The sequence below is a fragment of the Achromobacter sp. RW408 genome (assembly GCF_003184165.1).
GTDB classification, from domain to species: Bacteria; Pseudomonadota; Gammaproteobacteria; order Burkholderiales; family Burkholderiaceae_B; genus Achromobacter; species Achromobacter xylosoxidans.
Genome location: NZ_QHHO01000049.1, coordinates 1,324,769 through 1,341,748, shown reverse-complemented (window position 1 = coordinate 1,341,748; position 16,980 = coordinate 1,324,769). Strand labels below are relative to the sequence as shown.

The window sequence follows — 16,980 nt, the reverse complement described above, 5'->3', positions numbered from 1 at the left end:
CCTGCGTCATGATGCCGTCCTCGCCGCTCACGTCCGCCCCAGCGCGATGTAGCGCCGCAGGTGGTGGTCCTCGTCGCCGAGCTGGTGGTCGATCATGACCAGCCGCTTGGCGTAGTGCGCCAGGGGCAGTTCCCAGGTCATGCCGATGCCGCCGTGCAGCTGGATGCTTTCTTCGGCCACCAGCGTGCCGATGCGGCCGATGGTGTACTTGGCGGCCGACAGCGCCCGTTCGCGCGTGGCGCGGTCGGGATGGTCGAGCGCGGCGGCGGCGTTGATGACCGCCGAGCGCGCCTGCTCGATTTCCAGCAACACGTCGGCCATGCGGTGCTGCAGCGCCTGGAAGCTGCCGATCGGCACGCCGAACTGGCGCCGGGTGCGCAGGTATTCCAGCGTGGCGTCGCGGGCGCAGTCCATCGCGCCCACGGCCTCGGCGCACAGCGCCAGGATGCCGCGGCCGGTGGCGTGTTCCAGCAGCGCATGGCCGGCGCCGGCCTCGCCCAGCAGGCTGTCGGCGCCCAGCGCCACGTTCTCGAACGCGAGTTCCGCGGCGCGGCCGCCGTCGATCAGGTCGTAGCCGCGCGCCGTCACGCCCGGCGTGCCGGCGCTGACCAGGAACAGGCTGATGCCGGACTCGTCGTCGTCGGCGCCGGCGGTGCGCGCCGACACCAGGAACAGGTCGGCGTGCTCGCCGCCCGTCACGACCGCCTTGGCGCCGTTCAGCACCCAGCCGTCGCCGCTGCGCTCGGCGCGGGTGCGCACGTCGTTCAGGGCGTAGCCGGAGGTGGGCTCGGCCGCGGCCAGCGCGGCGGTGATGCCGCCCGCGATCAGGCGGTCCAGCGCCTCGCGTTGCGCCGGGCTGCCGGCGCGCGCGATGGCGCTCCCGACCATCAGCGCGTCCAAAAAGGGTTCCAGCACCAGGCCGCGGCCCAGCGCCTCGAACACCACGCTGATGTCAAAGCCCGCGCCGCCCAGCCCGCCGTGTTCCTCGGCGAACAGCGCGCCGATGGCGCCCAGTTCGGCATAGCGGCGCCAGAACTCGGGGTTGTAGCCCTGCGCCATCCTGGCGTGGCGTTCGCGCGTGGCGAAGTCGTATTGTTCGGCGACAAAGCGGCGCAGCATGTCGGACAGCATGCGCCGGTCTTCGGTGTGTTCAAAGTTCATGGCCGGCCTTTACAGTCCCAGGATCATCTTGGAGATGATGTTCTTCTGGATTTCGTTGGAGCCGCCGAAGATCGACAGCTTGCGGTTGTTGAAGTACTGCGCCGCGGCGCTGTCGGCGCCTTCCGGGCCGATGGGCGCGGCGTCGTAGCCGTCGTGCAGGGCCTCGGCCACGAACGGGCGGGCGTAGGGCCCCATGGCGCGGCGGTTCAGCGCGGTGATCTCCTGGCGGATCTGGGTGCCGCGGATCTTCAGCATCGAGCTTTCGGCGCCGGGCGCGCCGCCGCCGGCCACCGCCGCCACCACGCGCAGGTTGGTGGTGCGCATGTTGGCCAGCTCGATTTCGACCCGCGCCAGGCGCGCGGCGAAGTCGGGATCCTCGGCCAGCGGGCGGCCGTTCTTCTTCTGGCTGGCGGCCACCGCCTTCAGGCGTTCCAGTGCCGCGGTCGACTGGCCGACGCCCGCGATGTTGGTGCGCTCATAGGTCAGCAGGTACTTGGCGCAGGTCCAGCCGCGGTTTTCCTCGCCCACCAGGTTCTCGACCGGCACCCGCACGTCCGAGAAGAACACTTCGTTGACTTCGTGCTCGCCGTCCAGCGTGATGATGGGGCGCACCTGCACGCCCGGGCTGGCCATGTCGATCAGCAGGAAGCTGATGCCTTCCTGGCGGCGGCCCTCGTTCGAGGTGCGCACCAGGCAGAAGATCATGTTGGCGTACTGGCCCAGCGTGGTCCAGGTCTTCTGGCCGTTGACGACGTAGTGGTCGCCGTCGCGCACCGCGGTGGTCTTGACCGAGGCCAGGTCCGAGCCGGCGCCGGGCTCGGAATAGCCCTGGCACCACCAGTCCGAACCATCCAGGATGCGCGGCAGCCAGTGGCGCTTCTGCGCCTCGTTGCCGTACTTGATCAGCACCGGGCCCAGCATGCTCAGGCCGAACGGCACGATGCGCGGCGCGCCGGCCAGCGCGCACTCGTTGTCGAAGATGTACTTCTGCGTAGTGCTCCAGCCGGTGCCGCCGTACTCCACCGGCCAGTGGCTGGCCAGCCAGCCCTGGCGGTTGAGGATGGCGTGCCACTCGACCATGTCGGCACGCGCCAGCAGCTTGCCCTGCGTGACCTTGGCCGACAGCCGCGCCGGCAGGTTGGCGGCCAGGAAGGCGCGGACCTCGTCGCGGAAGGCGTTTTCTTCGGGGGTGAATTCCAGATCCATCGGGCGATTCCTCAGTAGATTTCGAACAGGCCGGCCGCGCCCATGCCGCCGCCCACGCACATGGTGACGACGGCGTAGCGCGCGCCGCGGCGGCGGCCTTCCAGCAGCACGTGGCCAGCCAGGCGGGCGCCGGTGACGCCGAACGGGTGGCCCAGCGCGATCGAACCGCCGTTCACGTTCAGCCGCTCCATCGGGATGCCCAGACGTTCCTGGCAGTACAGCGCCTGCGAGGCGAAGGCTTCGTTCAGTTCCCACAGGTCGATGTCCTCGACCTTCAGGCCGTGGCGCGCCAGCAGCTTGGGCACGGCGTAGACCGGGCCGATGCCCATTTCATCGGGCTCGCAGCCGGCGATCGCCAGGCCGCGGAACGCGCCCAGCGGGCGGATGCCGGCGCGCTGCGCCTCGGCCGCTTCCATCAGTACGCAGGCGGCGGCGCCGTCGGACAGCTGCGAGGCGTTGCCGGCGGTCACGAACTGGTCCGGGCCGCGCACCGGCGCCAGCTTGGCCAGCGCCTCGTAGGTGGTGCCGGGCCGGTTGCAGGTGTCCTTGTCGACCGTGACCTCGCGTTCCGACACGGCGCCGGTGGCGCGGTCGGTGACGGCCATGGTGGTGGTGACGGCGATGATCTCCTCGCGATAGCGGCCGGCGGCCTGGGCGGCCTCGGTGCGCGCCTGGCTCTGCGCGGCGAAGCGGTCCTGCGCCTCGCGGCTGATGCCGTAGCGCGCGGCGACGATGTCGGCGGTCTCGATCATGGGCAGGTACAGCTCGGGCTTGTTGGCCACGATCCACGGGTCCATGCCGCTGACGCCGTCGTCGCGGGTGCGGATCTGCGACACCAGCTCGACGCCGCCGGCGATGACGGCGGGCGCGCCGTCCATGACGATGCGCGCCGCGGCCGAGGCGATGGCCTGCAGGCCCGAGGCGCAATAGCGGTTGACGGTGGCGCCGCCGACGCTGACTGGCAGGCCGGCGCGGATCACCGCCTGGCGGCCGATGTTGCGGCCGGTGGCGCCTTCGGGGTAGCCGCAGCCGATGAAGGCGTCCTCGATCAGGGCGGGGTCGATGCCGCTGCGCTCGACCGCGGCGCGCACCGCGTGGGCGGCCAGGGTCGGCCCGGCGATCAGGTTGAATTCGCCGCGCTGCGCCTTGGTGATGGGCGTGCGGGCGGTGGAGACGATGACGGCTTCTCGCATGTCGGTTTCCGTTGGGTGAATGGGGTCAGGCGGCCTGGTTCAGGCTGGCGAAATCGCGGCCGGATTCGGCCAGTTCCACCAGCAGTGGCGACGGCTTCCAGAACGCGGGGTCTTCCTTGGCAAAGGCGCGGATGTCGGCCAGCACGTTGGCCAGCCCGACGCGGTCGGCGTAATGCATCGGCCCGCCGCGATAACGCGGAAAGCCATAGCCCGACAGGAAAACCATGTCGATGTCCGAGGGCCGCAGCGCGATGCCCTGGTGCAGCACGTTGGCGGCCTCGTTGATCATGGCCGCCAGGTAGCGGCGCTGGATGTCCTCGGCGCTGAACGGGCGCGGCGTCACGCCCGCGCGTTGGCGCTCGGCGTCGATGATCGCCAGCACTTCCGGGTCGGGCGTGCCGTGGCGCGCGCCATCCGGATACAGGTAGAAGCCGCGGCCGGTCTTCTGGCCGAACCAGCCGCGCTCGCACAGGCGGTCGGGAATCTGCACGTAGCGCAGCGCCGGGTCGCGGGTGGCGGCGCGGCGCTTGCGCGTGGCCCAGCCGATGTCGCCGCCGGCCAGGTCGGCCATCTGGTACGGCCCCATCGGGTAGCCGAAGTCGCGCACCGCCGCGTCGATCTCGTAGGGCGAGGCGCCGTCCTCCATCATCATGTCGGCCGCCTGGCGGTGCACCGCCAGGATGCGGTTGCCGATGAAGCCGTCGCAGACGCCGGCGCGCACCGGGATCTTGCGCAGGCGGCGCGCCAGCTCGAAGCCGGTGGCGACGGTGTCGGCGGCGGTCTGGCGGCCCACCACCACCTCCAGCAGCTTCATGATGTTGGCCGGCGAGAAGAAGTGCAGCCCCAGCACGTCGGCGGGGCCGCGCGTGGCCTGGGCGATGCGGTCCACGTCCAGGTACGAGGTGTTGGTGGCCAGCACCGCGCCCGGCTTGGCGACGCGGTCAAGCTGCGCGAACACCGCCAGCTTGACGTCCATGTCCTCGAACACGGCCTCGATGATCAGGTCGGCCTCGCCCAGCGCGGCATAGTCGGTGGCGCCGGTGAAGCGCGCCAGTCGGGCGGCGCGTTCGTCGGCCGTCATGCGGCCCTTGCCGACCAGCAGGTCGTAGACGTGTTCGACCCGCTGGCGGCCACGCGCCAGCACGGCGTCGTCCTGTTCCACCATGACCACCGGCAGGCCAGCGTCCAGCACCGCCACGGCGATGCCCGCGCCCATGGTGCCGCCGCCGATCACGCCGACGCTGTCGAGCCGGCGCGGCTTGGCCTGCTTCAATTCAGGGATCTTGGCGGTCTCGCGTTCGGCGAAGAAGGCGTGGATCAGGCCGGCGCGCTGCGGGCTGTCCAGGCATTGCAGGAACAGCGCACGCTCGGTGCGCAGGCCCTCGTCGAAAGGCTGTTCGACCGCGGCGCGCACCGCTTCCAGGATTTTCGCGGGCGAGAACAGGCCGCGCGTGCTGGCGGCGATGCGCTGGCCGGCGGCATCGATCGCGGCCACGCATGCGGCCTTGTCCGCCAGCGCCTGGCCGTCGCGGCTGCGGCGCGGCGCGGCATTTTGCGCCAGCAGGCGGCGGGCGTAGTCCAGGCCGGCGGCCAGCGGATCCGTGCCGGCCGCCAGTTCATCGGCCAGCCCGGCCGCGACGGCGGCCTGCGCCGTCATCGGCTTGCCCGACAGCATCAGGTCCAGTGCCGCGGCGGCGCCGATCAGGCGCGGCGTGCGCTGCGTGCCGCCGGCGCCGGGCAGCAGGCCCAGCGTCACTTCGGGCAGGCCCAGCTTGGCGCCGGGCAGCGCCACGCGGTAATGCGCCGCCAGCGCCACTTCCAGGCCGCCGCCGAGCGCGGCGCCATGCAGCGCGGCCACCACTGGCTTGGCGCAGGCCTCGATCTGGTTGCAGACGTCGGGCAGGGCGGGCGGACGCGGCGGCTTGCCGAATTCGCGGATGTCGGCGCCGGCGATGAAGTTGTTGCCGGCGCCGGTCAGCAGCACGGCGCGCACCTGCGGGTCGCCCTGGGCCTGGTCGATGGCGCGCGCCAGGCCGGCGCGCACATCGGCGCTCAGGGCATTGACGGGGGGATGATCGATGGTGACGACGAGTACGTCGCCGTCGCGGCGCGCGTGGACGGCGCCGGCGGGTGCGCTGGCTGTCATGGGACAGTGTCTCCGGTAGGGTCGCCGCCCGCGCCGGCCAGGCCGGCACGGCGGCATCGCAGAGCGGGGCTCTGGCGAGGCCGGCGCGTCCCGGGGCGGACGCGGCGCAGTCGCGGCGCCTGGCGGGCCAGGAACGGCCCGTCTTATAGCCGTCTATTCTTTCCCAGCAAAGAAGTCTTGACAATGCCATCAAGAATTGACATTGACGTTAAAAAAAATTGACAATCGCCTGCGGGGCGCCGGGTTGCAATGAAGGAATGCCGGCCGCCCCTGGAGACTCGACATGGACACGAAAGCGCTGACCCTGCTGGTGGAGATCCTGGACGCCGGCAACCTGAGCGAAGCCGCGCGCCGCCTGAAGATGACGCGGGCCAACGTCAGCTATCACCTGACCCAGCTGGAGCGCGCCGTCGGCATGCAACTGCTGCGGCGCACCACGCGCCACGTCGAGCCCACCGAAATCGGACTCAAGCTGTACCAGCATGGCCGCAGCATCCAGGACGAGCTGGCGGCCGCGCGCGAAGCGGTCGAGACCCTGGGCAAGACGCCGCAGGGCAAGGTGCGGCTCAGCGTGCCCAGCGGCTATGGCCAGTTCGTGATGACGCCGTGGCTGCTGGAATTCAAGCGCGCCTATCCCGACATCGTGTTGGACGTGCTGTTCGAGAACAGCGTCGACGACCTGCTGCGCGACGAGGTCGACATCGCCGTGCGCATCATGTCCGAGCCGCCGCACAATCTGGTGGCGCGCGAACTGGGCCAGGTGCGTTACGTGGCCTGCGCCTCGCCCGCCTTCGTGCGCGAACGCGGCCTGCCTGACAAGCCGGCCGAGCTGGCGCGACTGCCCGTCATCAGCGCCGCCGTCATCGGCCGGCCGCTGCGGTTGTCGGCGTACTACGGCGGCCAGCCGCGCCAGCACGTGGTGCTGGAACCCACCATCATCTCGCGCAACTACGCCTTCCTGCGCGACGCCATGCTGGCCGGGCTGGGCATCGGCGTGGTGCCGGACTACGTGGTGCACGACGACGTCGCGCGCGGCGATTTGATCGCCGCCTTGCCGCATTGGCGACTCAGCATCTTTGGCCGTGCGATGTACATGCTGTATATGCCCAACCGCCACCATCCGCGCGCCATCGCGATGATGATCGAGTTCATCCAGCAGCGTGCCCAGGCCGCGCATGAAGGGCGGCCCGGACTGCTGGGCGCGGCATAGGTCCGGCCCGCTGGCTATCATCGGCGTCCCCGTCCCAGGATGCCGCCATGTCGGACGCCGATTGGAGTTTTCTCGCGTCCGCCCGGCGCCATGGGGGGCATCACCCTCCGCGCGAAAGTTTGACAAAAAGAAACATAATGATAAAAATGCCGACCATTCCCGCGCGCCGTCCTGGCGGGAAGCCTCGGACCAGGGACGGGCGGCGTTGACCGCCGCCTGATCGCCACGCCGGGGCAGGCGTTGTTCCGATCCATTGCGGGCCTTTTCTTGCGGAGCAAGTATGGCTTTCGTGTTCATGCGCCGGCGTGGGGCCGGCCTGCGGCGGCGGCAACGCGCCGCCTTGCGGTGGGGCATGTTGGGACTGGCGGGCCTGTTGGCGGGATGCGCCGGCGGCGAGCCGCGCATCGGCGATGCCTACACCGTGCATACCCCGATCTACGCGGACAACCGCATCTTCTATCTCAAGCCCGGCAGCAACGAGCGCGCCCGCGTGCTGGAGCAGACCGGCGCGCCGGCCACCACGCAGGACGAGCGCCAGCTGGCGGTGCCGGCCAACGCGCCGCTGTCGATCATGATGCGCTCGGTCGAGATCCCGGCGCTCAAGGACGCCGCAGGCAGGAAAACCGCCGGCATCGACGGCCCGGCCGACTACGTGGTGATCCTGGACGTCGCGGCCCGCGACGACGGCAGCAACCAGTCCATCGTGGTCTGGTACCAGCGCGGCGTGCAGCCGGACCAGTCCCTGAACTTCTCGAACCTGCTGGTCTACTACGTGCAGCGCTGGGACGAGCGCGTGGCGCCGTCGTTCCGCCTGCGCGTGATGGACGTCACCACCGAGCGCAACGCCGAGACGCTGCGTGCCCTGCAACGCGCGCAGGGCGTGGCCAACGGCGCCGCCAGCCTGGCCAACAATCCGCTGGTATCGCCGCTGGTGGGCGTGGCCTTCACCGCCGCCGAACTGGTGCTGGCGAACCAGCGCAACCGCATGGTGCTGGACTACAGCGTGCAGCTCTATTCGCAGTCGGCGGTGAGCCAGGCGGCCGGATCCAACCTGGGGCTGCTCAAGCAGGGCACCTACGTGGTGGTGGGACGGCCCGAGGGCGACTCCCGCGCATTCTGGGACAAATCGCTGGTCTACAACACGCGCACCAACCAGGTGTTCGATGGGGCGACGCCGCTGAACGTGCCGACGGCGCTGGTGTCGGTCGGCACCTTCGAAAGCATCGTGCCCAAGTCGGTGCTGGAGAAGTCGGTGGCCCTGACCTCGCTACTGGGCAAGGTCGGCACCAGCGCTTCGATCGAGCAGGTCAGCGACGCGCAAGAGCGGCTGCAGGCGGCGTTGACGGCGTACACGCTGGGCGAGCGGCTGGCGCGCTATCGGGATGAACAGACGCTGACCGAGATTTCCGAGAAACTGAATGACGAGGAGTTTCCCAAGGCGCTTGGCAGCGAGGAAGCGTTTCTGTTGCTGCGCGGCCTGAATGCCTGCTACCGGCTGCAACCGCCGCTGGCGGACCTGGACGCGTTCCTGACCCACTACGCCACCCCGGGGGGCAAGAAATGCGCCGCGCGATCCTAGCATTGCGACACACGGAGGGCGCCGGCATGCTGCGCTTGCTGCCTCGCTGGCTGTTGCCGGCGCTGGCCGCGGTGCTGTTCGGGGGCTGTGCGTCCTCTCCCGGTCCGGCCCGCAACCCGGCGGCGGCGCCCGCCGGCGGCAATGATGCCATGTCGATGCCGGCCCCGCCCCCCGCCGATCTGGCGGCGCCGTGGTCCTTTCCCGTCGCGTCCCTGCCGAGGCTGTTTTCGCACCGCGTGATGGTGCCGCCGCTGCAATTGACGCAGATCGACCTGGGCGCGAAGACGCCGACACTCCAGGCGGCCATGCGCCGTTTCGCCGAAGCCGCGCCGGCCGCGCTGGCGCAACGCGGCCTGTTCGATGCGCACAGCTACCTGGAACCGAACGAAGGCTGGCTGACCTTGATCGCCAGTTCGCAGGGCGTCGACTGGGTGTTCGGGGTGCAGTTCACGGTGGACGGCGGCGGCCGCACCCTGACGCTGCGCCTGCGCACCGCGGGCGCCGCCAATATCGGCAATCCGCAGGCGAAGAAAATGGACCAACACATCGGCACACTGGTGACCCTGGTGCCGGCCTTGTTCGCCGATTGACAGGCGCCACGCCGGGGCCTCTGGTATAAGGTCGAGGGTCCCGCCATCATGGCGGACCCGTCGACCCATCGAAAGGGAATCGCCCGTGCCGCATCCGCTGACCGCCCGACGCCTGCTTGCCCTGGCCGCGACGCAATTCACCCGGCAGGTTCCCGGCCTGCTCGCCGCCGCGCCGCTGGCTTTCGTGCTGTTCGCGCTGTCGCTGCCGGGGGCGCTGCTGCTGGGCCAGCTCGACGGCCGTCTCGATGGCTGGTTCATGCTGGCCGGCGCCATCAACCTGCTGGCGCTGGCCCGCCTGGCGCTGGCCTGGCAGCACCGGCTGGCCCGGGCCTCCGACATCAAGCCGGCCGCCGCGTTGGGGCGCATCGATGGCGCGTATGTGCGGGTGCTGGCGCTGCTGGTGCTGGCCTGCTGCGCCATCGCGGCCCTGAAAGCGGTGAGCCTGACGCTGGGGCTGGCCCTTTACTTCAAGCTGCCGGGTGTCTCCAGCACCGTGTTCCTTGCCATCGCGCTGCTGGCATGGCTGGCGCTGTGGCTGCCGGTGATGTATTGGCTGGGGGCGTGGTCCCTGAGCCTGCCGCGGGCCGCGCTGACCGATCGGTATGGCCTGGCCCGCTCGCGCCAGGCGCTGCGTGGCCGGGTCTGGCCGTTCGCGGGGCTCCTGCTGTTGCTGACCGGCATCACCGAGGTGACGGGCGTGGCGCTGCGCAAATCGGTGCTGCTGCGTTGGCCGCAGGCGATTGCGACGGCGGGCGGCGGCCTGGTGATCACGCTGGTTCTGGTCCTGTTCTTCGCCATCCTGTGCGGCACGGCATACCGCGAGCGCGCCGAGGCCTGAGCGGGCGCCAGGGCGCCGCCCGACAAGATCAACGCAACATCGGCAGGCTGCCGGTCAGGGCATTGACCCAGCGCCGCGGGCCGGCCAGGCCCACGCCCAGCAGGGGCTGGTCGCGATGCGAAGTGTGGCGATGCCGGGCCCAGTATTCGGCGGCCTCGTGGATCTCGCGCGCATAGGCCGGAAACAGCGTCATGCCGGCGTCGCCCGGCATGGGCAGGGACAGCCGCTCGCGCAGTTGCGCCATGCGCGCTTCGTCGGCCGTCAGCACGATGATGGGCAGGTGCGAGATCGCCGACGACAGCATGCCATCGGCATCGCGCAGGGCTTGGCCGGCCCAGTTGGGCTGCCGAGCCACCAGTCCGGCCGCCAGGCAGGCCGAGGCGTTGGCGGCCTGGCCGGCGCCCAGGCCCGCCGCCAGCACGATCACGACTTTTTCCGGCACGGCGGCGGCAAGGGGGGCGGACGGTTCGGGCATGGCGGACTCCTGGACAAAAGGCGTTATCGTCCACCGTGCCGCGGACGCCGTCTTGAACGCCTGTGAACGCGGGCGACGACCCGCGCTACCGTTGCCGCGCCAGGGCGCTGGCGCCGGCGTACACCGCCGCCGCGCCCAGTTCGCGCTCGATGCGCAGCAGGCGGTTGTACTTGGCGGTGCGGTCGGCGCGCGACAGCGAGCCGGTCTTGATCATGCCGCAATTGGCCGCCACCGCCAGGTCGGCGATGCTGGTGTCCTCGGTTTCGCCGGAACGGTGCGACATGACCACGCCGTAGCCGGCGCGCCGCGCCAGCGCCAGCACTCGCCAGGTTTCGCTGAGCGTGCCGATCTGGTTGATCTTGACCAGGATGGCATTGCCGATGCCCTGTTCGATGCCGGCCTGGAACAACCGCGGATTTGTGCAGAACACGTCGTCGCCCACCAACTGGCAGGCGCCGCCCAACGTCGCGCCCAACACCTTCCAGCCGACCGCGTCGTCTTCGGCCATGCCGTCCTCGATCGACACGATGGGGTAGTCGCGCGCCAGGCCGGCCAGGTATTGCACCTGCTGCTCGGCCGTGCGCAGCAGGTTCTCGCCCTGATAGCGGTAGCCGTCGGCGCCGTGGAATTCGCTGGCGGCCGGATCCAGCGCCAGCGCGACGTCGGCGCCCGGACGCAGCCCGGCGCGTTCGATCGCCGCCATGATGAAGTCCAGCGCCTCGGGCGCGTTGCGCAGCGTCGGCGCGAAGCCGCCTTCGTCGCCGACGTTGACGCTGTGGCCCGCGGCCTTGAGCGCGTGGCGCAGCGTGTGGAACACCTCCGCGCCCATGCGCAGCGCTTCGCGGAAGCTGTCCGCGCCCACCGGCAGGATCATGAACTCCTGGAAGTCGAGCGGATTGTCGGCATGCGCGCCGCCGTTGATGATGTTGATCATCGGCACCGGCAGTGTCTGGGCCTGCACCCCGCCCACGTGGCGCCATAGCGGCAGGCCCTGGCTGGCGGCCGCGGCGTGCGCCACCGCGAGCGATACGCCGAGCAGCGCGTTGGCGCCCAGCCGGCTTTTGTCGGGCGTGCCGTCCAGCTCGATCATGGCCTGGTCGATGCGGGCCTGCTGGTCGGCCGGCAGGCCCAGCAGCGCCGCGCGCAGTTCGCCGTTGACCGCGCCGACGGCGCCGAGCACGCCCTTGCCGAGGTAGCGGGCGCCGTCGCCGTCGCGCCGTTCCAGCGCCTCGCGCTTGCCGGTGGAGGCGCCCGAGGGCACCAGCGCCAGGCCGCGGGCGCCATCGTCCAGGCGGACCTCGACTTCGACGGTGGGATTGCCGCGGCTGTCCAGCGCTTCGTGGGCGGCGAGATGGGTGATGTGCATGGGAGGCTCCGGAATGTCAGGAAAATGGTCAGATAATTCAAGCAAGGGCCCGGCTCGGGAGAGGCGCTGGGTCGAATCCGTCCGCCGTCTCATTGCGGACGACCAGGCCCGGAAAGCTACGGTGAATGTTCGATGACGACGCCGCCATGCTAAAAACGGAGTCACGATCCGACAATGCAGTTTTTCTGCGGATATGTCAGTTTTCCTGACGAATGAACCTGATGCGCCAATTGCCACCCTTGTCCGCCGTCCGCGCCTTCGAAGCCGTCGCCCGCAGCGGCTCGGTCACGCGCGCCGCCGAGGAACTCTGCCGCAGCCACGGCGCCGTCAGCCGCCACTTGCGCCTGTTGCAGGAACACGCCGGCGCGGCGTTGTTCGAGAAGGACGGCACCGGCCTGCGCCTGACGCCCGCCGGCGCCACCTTCTACACGTCGGTGCGCGCCGCCTTCGACCAGCTGGAAAACGCCTACGAGCGGCTGGCGCGCGAAGCGCAGGCGCCGGGGCTGCACGTGGCCTGCAGCGCCACCTTCGCCATGCGCTGGCTGGTGCCGCAACTGGCCGTGTTCTACCGCAGGCATCCCGAGATCCGCATCCGCCTGTCGATGACCTCGGCGCGCGAGATGCGCAACGAGGGCGCCGACCTGATCCTGGCCTGGGACCTGTCCGGCTATGCCGAGGCCGACCGGGCCCGGGCGCTGGCGTTGGCGCCAGTGCATTTCGGCGCGGTCTGCACGCCGGCCTATGCGCGCCGCAAGCCCGCCACGCGCGCCCGCATCGCGCATGAATACACCGCCAGCGCCTGGAACCAATGGGAGGCCATCACCGGGCAACCGGCGGCGCGGGGCGACACGCTGGCGTTCCCGCACACCCACCTGTGCATCGAGGCGGCCTTGTCGGGCCTGGGCGTGGCGCTGGTCGAGCGGCGCCTGATCGCGCGTGAACTGCACGACGGCCTGCTGGTGGCGCCCCATGGCTTCGTGCCTTTCGAAGGCGGCCTGCGCGCGGTGCCGGCCGCAGGCCGCGCGCGCACCGCCCACGCCGACGCCTTCATCGCCTGGCTGCGCGGCGCGCTGGCCGAGGCCGGCGACTGAGGCAGCGACGCAACGGGCTTGGTATGCTGGACGCGCATTCCCGCCGGAGACCCCATGACCGATACGCCGCAGTCCGCCAGTCCGTCCGCCAAGGCGTTCGTCACGCGCTCGGCGCTGGCCTCGCAGGCGCGCCGCGCGCAGCTGCGGCGCATGAAGATCGCCGCGCTGGCCCTGCTGGTGGCCATGATCAGCGGTTTCATCACCAGTCATCTGATGGGCGGGCAGGGCGCCTGGGCCTGGGTACGGGCTTTCTGCGAGGCCGCCACGGTTGGGGCGCTGGCGGACTGGTTCGCGGTGGTGGCGCTGTTTCGCCGGCCGATGGGGCTGCCCATTCCGCATACCGCCATCATCCCCAGCAACAAGGATCGCATCGGCGACAACCTGGCGGTGTTCGTGCGCGACCACTTCCTCGATCCGGACACCTTGATGGACAAGCTGCGCGGCTTCGACCCGGCCGCGCGCCTGTCGCGCTGGCTGGCGCGGCCGAAGCAGGCGCATGCGCTCAGCGACGGCGCGCGGCGGGTGGCGTTGCAGACACTGGACCTGCTGGACGACCACGCCGTGCGCGGGGTGATCCAGGAATTCGTGGTGAAGAACCTGCGGCGCTGGGACGCGGCCGGCACCGCTGGCGAGGTGCTGGGCCTGCTGACCCGCGACGGCCGCCACCAGGAATTGCTGGACGCCGCCATGGAGCGGCTGGGCGGCTACCTGGGCGACGAGGACGTCAAGGAGCGCGCTTCGGCGCTGCTGGTCAAGTTCGCGCGCAAGGAATGGCCGCGCATCATCAAGGCGGTGGACGTCATCGCCTCGGTCGAGGGCATCGCCGACAACCTGGCCGACCGGCTGGCGCGCGCGCTGGTGCAGGAACTGCGCGACGTGCTGTCGGAGCCGGACCATCCGGTGCGGCGCGACTACGAGGCCTGGGTGCTGGACTACATCGCGCGCCTGCGCGCCGACCCGGCGCTGGCCGCCCAGGTGGAAGCCATGAAGCAGCGCGCCATCGACCACCCCAAGGTGCAGGAATACGTGCAGGGCCTGTGGGACGACATCCACGCCGCGCTGCGGCGCGACCTGAGCGACGAGCATTCGGCGCTGGCCGCGCACCTGGAAAGCGCCTTGCTGGCGCTGGCGCGCAAGCTGGGCGAAGACGCGGACCTGCGCGAGGCCGTCAACAGCCATGTGCTGGGCGCGGCGCGGCGCCTGACCGGACGGCTGCGCATCGGTGTCACCGAGCACATTTCGCGCACCGTCAAGCTGTGGGACGAGCGCCATCTGGTCGACGAACTGGAGCTGAGCGTGGGGCGCGACCTGCAATACATCCGCTTCAACGGCACGCTGGTGGGCGGCCTGATCGGCGTGCTGCTGCACGCGGCGGTGCTGCTGGCGACGGGCTAGTCATGCCGAGGCGGTCAAACATCGCGGATTTGCGGACGTATCCGATGTATCAGGAACCAAGATTGCTGGCGAAGCGCCGTGGCGCGATGCTATTGTCTTTGGCAGTCTCCGGCCTGCCCTCGGGTTCCGGGGACGCCCGCCGCCCTTTCGGGCGGCCCGTATCACGCGCATCACTCCCAGGAGGCAAGTCCATGAAGAAATTCTCGATTCTCGTTGCAACGCTGGCGCTGGCCGGCGGCTCGGCTGTTGCCCAGGCCGAGAGCGTCACGATGTCATTCCTGAACGACGACGGCTCCGTGGGCAAGAGCGCCGGTACCGTCGCGCTGGAGCAGACCAAGGAAGGCCTGAAGTTCACGCCCGACCTCAAAGGGCTGCCGCCCGGCGAGCACGGCTTCCACGTGCATGAAAAAGGCTCGTGCGAATCGACCACCGTCGACGGCAAGGTGATGCCGGGCGGCGCCGCGGGCGGCCACCTCGATCCGCAAAACACCAAGGCCCACAAGGGCCCGCTGGCCACCGATGGCCATCTGGGCGACCTGCCGTTCATCACCGTGGCGGCCGACGGCTCCGCCAAGACCGCCGTGGTGGCGCCGCGCCTGAAGCTGGCCGACGTCAAGCAGCGCGCCCTGATGATCCACGTGGGCGCCGACAACTACAGCGATACCCCCAAGCCGCTGGGCGGCGGAGGCGGCCGCATGATCTGCGGCGTGATCAAGTAAGCGGCACGCCCCAGGCAAGGCGCGCGGCGGGCCGGGCAGGCCGGACCGCGCTACACGGTGCCGTTGCGGCCGTGCTCGCGGTAGCCCGGCCGCTCGGCCAACCGGTCGTAATAGGCGGCCACCGCCGGCAGGTCGGGTCGCAGCGCATCGTCCAGCGGCGTCTGGAACCACCGGTTCACCGACAGGCCGACGGCGACGTCGGCCAGCGTGAACGCCTCGCCGGCCACATAGGCGCCGGTTTCGCGCAGGCGCCGTTCCAGTATCCCCATGAAACGCCCCCACTCGCGGCTGGATGCCGCGATGGCGGCCGCGTCCTGGTGCGCGGGCGACTGCCGCGCCAGCGCCATGAAGGCATAGCTCCACGAACGGTTCAGGTCGCTCGCCTGCCAGTCCAGCCATTGGTCGACTCCGGCGCGGCGGCGCGCCTCGGCCGGATACAGGTCCGGATTGCGCGCGCCACCGTACTGGTTGGCCAGGTAGCGGATGATGCTGTTGGACTCCCACAGCACGAAATCGCCGTCTCGCAGCACCGGCACCATGGCGTTCGGATTCAACGCCAGGAAGGCGGGTTCGCTGGTGGCGCGAAAGCCCGAGCCCCAGTCCTCGCGCGCGAATGGCAGATCCAGTTCGACGCAGGTCCACAGCACTTTGCGGACGTTGATGGAAGTAGCTTTTCCGAGAATGTTCAGCATGGCGGAAGCGACGCGGACGTGGGCGTGGGGAAGCCGGGGCGGGCCCTCAGGCCCGCGCTTGGCGGCCCCCCAGTCTATCGGCCATCGCAGGCCGGCAACAGATACAGATCGGTCCTTGCGCGTGCGCAACAGATTGGTCGGACCGTCACGCGAGCCGCCACCGTCCCGCGTCAGCCCGTCACCGGCTCCGGCTGGCTTCGCAGCCGCGGCACCGGCGAGGCCGCCAGCACCACGAACTGCGCCGCGAAGCCGGCGCTCGACACCCACAGGCAGGCCTCCAGCCCCAGGCGCGAAGCCAAGGCCGCGCCGATCAGCGCGCCCACCGGCCGCGCGCCGAAGGTGGCGGTGAGGATCACGGCGGACACCCGCCCCAGCAACGCATTGGGCGTGATGGCCTGGCGCAGCGTGGTGGTGGCGATGGTCCACAATATCGGCCCGGCGCCGAACAGGAAGAAGCCCGCCGCGGCCCACAGGCCAGACGGCAGGGCCAGCGTCGACAGCAGGATCAGGCTGGCCGCCAGCGCGCACAGCGGGCCGGCCGCGATCAGGGCGCCGAACGACAGCCGTCCGGCCAGCCAGGGCGCCGCCAGCGCGCCGGCCAGCATGCCCGCGCCGTACACCCCCAGCGTGATGCCGACCCCGGCCGCGCCCAGTCCCAGCCGTTCCACCGCGTACACCACATAGACCGCCTGCAGCACGAACCAGGCGAGGTTGAAGAACACCGCCGTGACCAGCACCGGCCGCAGCAGCGGGTGGCCCGTCACGAAGGCCGCGCCATCGCGCAATTCATGCCACAGGTGGCGCCGCGCGGCGGCGCGCGGCGCTTGCGGCGGCAGGCCGGCCAGCAGGCCCGCGGCCAGCAGCGACAGCAGCGTCGCCAGGCCGTAGGCCGCGGCCGCGCCGATGCCGCCGACCAGCGCGCCGCCCAGCGCCGGCCCGGCGGAAAAGGCCGCACTGCGCGCCAGTTCCAGCCAGCGGTTGGCCTGGCCCAGGGCAGGGGCGGGCACCAGCGTCGGCACCAGCGCTGGCGCGGCGACGTTGTAGGCCACGGTGCCTACCGCGCCCAGGAAGCCCAGCGCCGCCAGCCAGCCCAGGTTCAGGCCGCCCAGCGCCAGCAACGCCAGCAGGGCCAGCAGGCTGGCGGCGCGCACGCATTCTGCGCTGGTCATCAGGGTGCGGCGCGGCAGGCGGTCGGCCAGCACGCCGGCGGGCAGCGACAGCAGCAGGAACGGCAGGGTCTGCGCCGTCTGCAGGTAGCCGGTCTGGGCGGCCGTGGCGCCCAGCGCCAGCACGGCCACCAGCGGCGCGGCGGCCAGGGC

The 16,980-nt window shown here is 70.8% G+C and carries 15 protein-coding genes; 7 read left to right on the top strand and 8 right to left on the bottom strand.

Annotated features, from left to right (window positions below):
* Positions 1 to 27: 27 nt before the first annotated feature.
* From DK459_RS25690 to DK459_RS25675, 4 genes are read right to left on the bottom strand one after another with little or no spacing between them, the layout of a single operon-like run.
* Entirely contained in the window at positions 28 to 1,161 is a 1,134-nt protein-coding gene (locus DK459_RS25690; protein ID WP_054500146.1) for an acyl-CoA dehydrogenase family protein, read from the bottom strand.
* A gap of 9 nt (positions 1,162 to 1,170) precedes the next feature.
* Entirely contained in the window at positions 1,171 to 2,367 is a 1,197-nt protein-coding gene (locus DK459_RS25685; protein WP_006385144.1) for an acyl-CoA dehydrogenase family protein, read from the bottom strand.
* 11 nt (positions 2,368 to 2,378) lie between these two features.
* Positions 2,379 to 3,560: an acetyl-CoA C-acyltransferase gene (locus DK459_RS25680; protein WP_054444543.1), complete on the bottom strand. Its 1,182-nt coding sequence runs from the start codon at positions 3,558 to 3,560 to the stop codon at positions 2,379 to 2,381.
* A gap of 25 nt (positions 3,561 to 3,585) precedes the next feature.
* Entirely contained in the window at positions 3,586 to 5,706 is a 2,121-nt protein-coding gene (locus DK459_RS25675) for a 3-hydroxyacyl-CoA dehydrogenase NAD-binding domain-containing protein (RefSeq protein ID WP_054500145.1), read from the bottom strand.
* Between the two features lie 283 nt (positions 5,707 to 5,989).
* On the opposite strand from DK459_RS25675, the gene DK459_RS25670 reads away from it, so the two are divergent.
* The 4 genes from DK459_RS25670 (at position 5,990) to DK459_RS25655 (ending at position 9,923) form a co-directional block, all read left to right on the top strand.
* Positions 5,990 to 6,916 carry a LysR family transcriptional regulator gene (locus tag DK459_RS25670; RefSeq protein WP_054500144.1) on the top strand — a complete coding sequence of 309 codons (927 nt, stop codon included), beginning with the start codon at positions 5,990 to 5,992 and terminating at the stop codon, positions 6,914 to 6,916.
* A gap of 280 nt (positions 6,917 to 7,196) precedes the next feature.
* Entirely contained in the window at positions 7,197 to 8,495 is a 1,299-nt protein-coding gene (locus tag DK459_RS25665) for a hypothetical protein (RefSeq protein WP_020928058.1), read from the top strand.
* A gap of 26 nt (positions 8,496 to 8,521) precedes the next feature.
* Positions 8,522 to 9,085 (top strand): hypothetical protein, encoded by a 564-nt coding sequence (locus DK459_RS25660; RefSeq protein WP_020928057.1) that lies wholly within the window; start codon positions 8,522 to 8,524, stop codon positions 9,083 to 9,085.
* 85 nt (positions 9,086 to 9,170) lie between these two features.
* Positions 9,171 to 9,923: a hypothetical protein gene (locus tag DK459_RS25655; protein WP_110135143.1), complete on the top strand. Its 753-nt coding sequence runs from the start codon at positions 9,171 to 9,173 to the stop codon at positions 9,921 to 9,923.
* A gap of 28 nt (positions 9,924 to 9,951) precedes the next feature.
* Here DK459_RS25655 and DK459_RS25650 read toward each other — a convergent pair whose 3' ends face one another.
* The gene (locus tag DK459_RS25650) at positions 9,952 to 10,398 is read right to left on the bottom strand and encodes a DUF2000 family protein (RefSeq protein WP_054500143.1); all 447 of its coding nucleotides are present in this window, start codon (positions 10,396 to 10,398) and stop codon (positions 9,952 to 9,954) included.
* An 85-nt stretch (positions 10,399 to 10,483) separates the two neighbouring features.
* Positions 10,484 to 11,764 (bottom strand): phosphopyruvate hydratase, encoded by a 1,281-nt coding sequence (gene eno / locus DK459_RS25645; RefSeq protein WP_053497247.1) that lies wholly within the window; start codon positions 11,762 to 11,764, stop codon positions 10,484 to 10,486.
* A 221-nt stretch (positions 11,765 to 11,985) separates the two neighbouring features.
* Between eno and DK459_RS25640 the strand changes: the two genes are divergently transcribed.
* From DK459_RS25640 to sodC, 3 genes are all read left to right on the top strand, one after another.
* Positions 11,986 to 12,855 carry a LysR substrate-binding domain-containing protein gene (locus tag DK459_RS25640; RefSeq protein WP_047991631.1) on the top strand — a complete coding sequence of 290 codons (870 nt, stop codon included), beginning with the start codon at positions 11,986 to 11,988 and terminating at the stop codon, positions 12,853 to 12,855.
* A gap of 150 nt (positions 12,856 to 13,005) precedes the next feature.
* Positions 13,006 to 14,250 (top strand): DUF445 domain-containing protein, encoded by a 1,245-nt coding sequence (locus tag DK459_RS25635; protein ID WP_104414428.1) that lies wholly within the window; start codon positions 13,006 to 13,008, stop codon positions 14,248 to 14,250.
* A 191-nt stretch (positions 14,251 to 14,441) separates the two neighbouring features.
* The gene (sodC, locus tag DK459_RS25630) at positions 14,442 to 14,969 is read left to right on the top strand and encodes a superoxide dismutase family protein (protein WP_049055431.1); all 528 of its coding nucleotides are present in this window, start codon (positions 14,442 to 14,444) and stop codon (positions 14,967 to 14,969) included.
* 50 nt (positions 14,970 to 15,019) lie between these two features.
* Here the strand turns inward: sodC and DK459_RS25625 are convergent, their stop codons facing one another.
* A complete protein-coding gene (locus DK459_RS25625; RefSeq protein ID WP_047991010.1) occupies positions 15,020 to 15,661 on the bottom strand; it encodes a glutathione S-transferase family protein in 642 nt (213 codons plus the stop codon).
* Between the two features lie 170 nt (positions 15,662 to 15,831).
* Positions 15,832 to 16,980 (bottom strand): MFS transporter (locus DK459_RS25620; protein ID WP_110135271.1); only part of this gene is annotated, 1,149 nt, incomplete at its 5' end.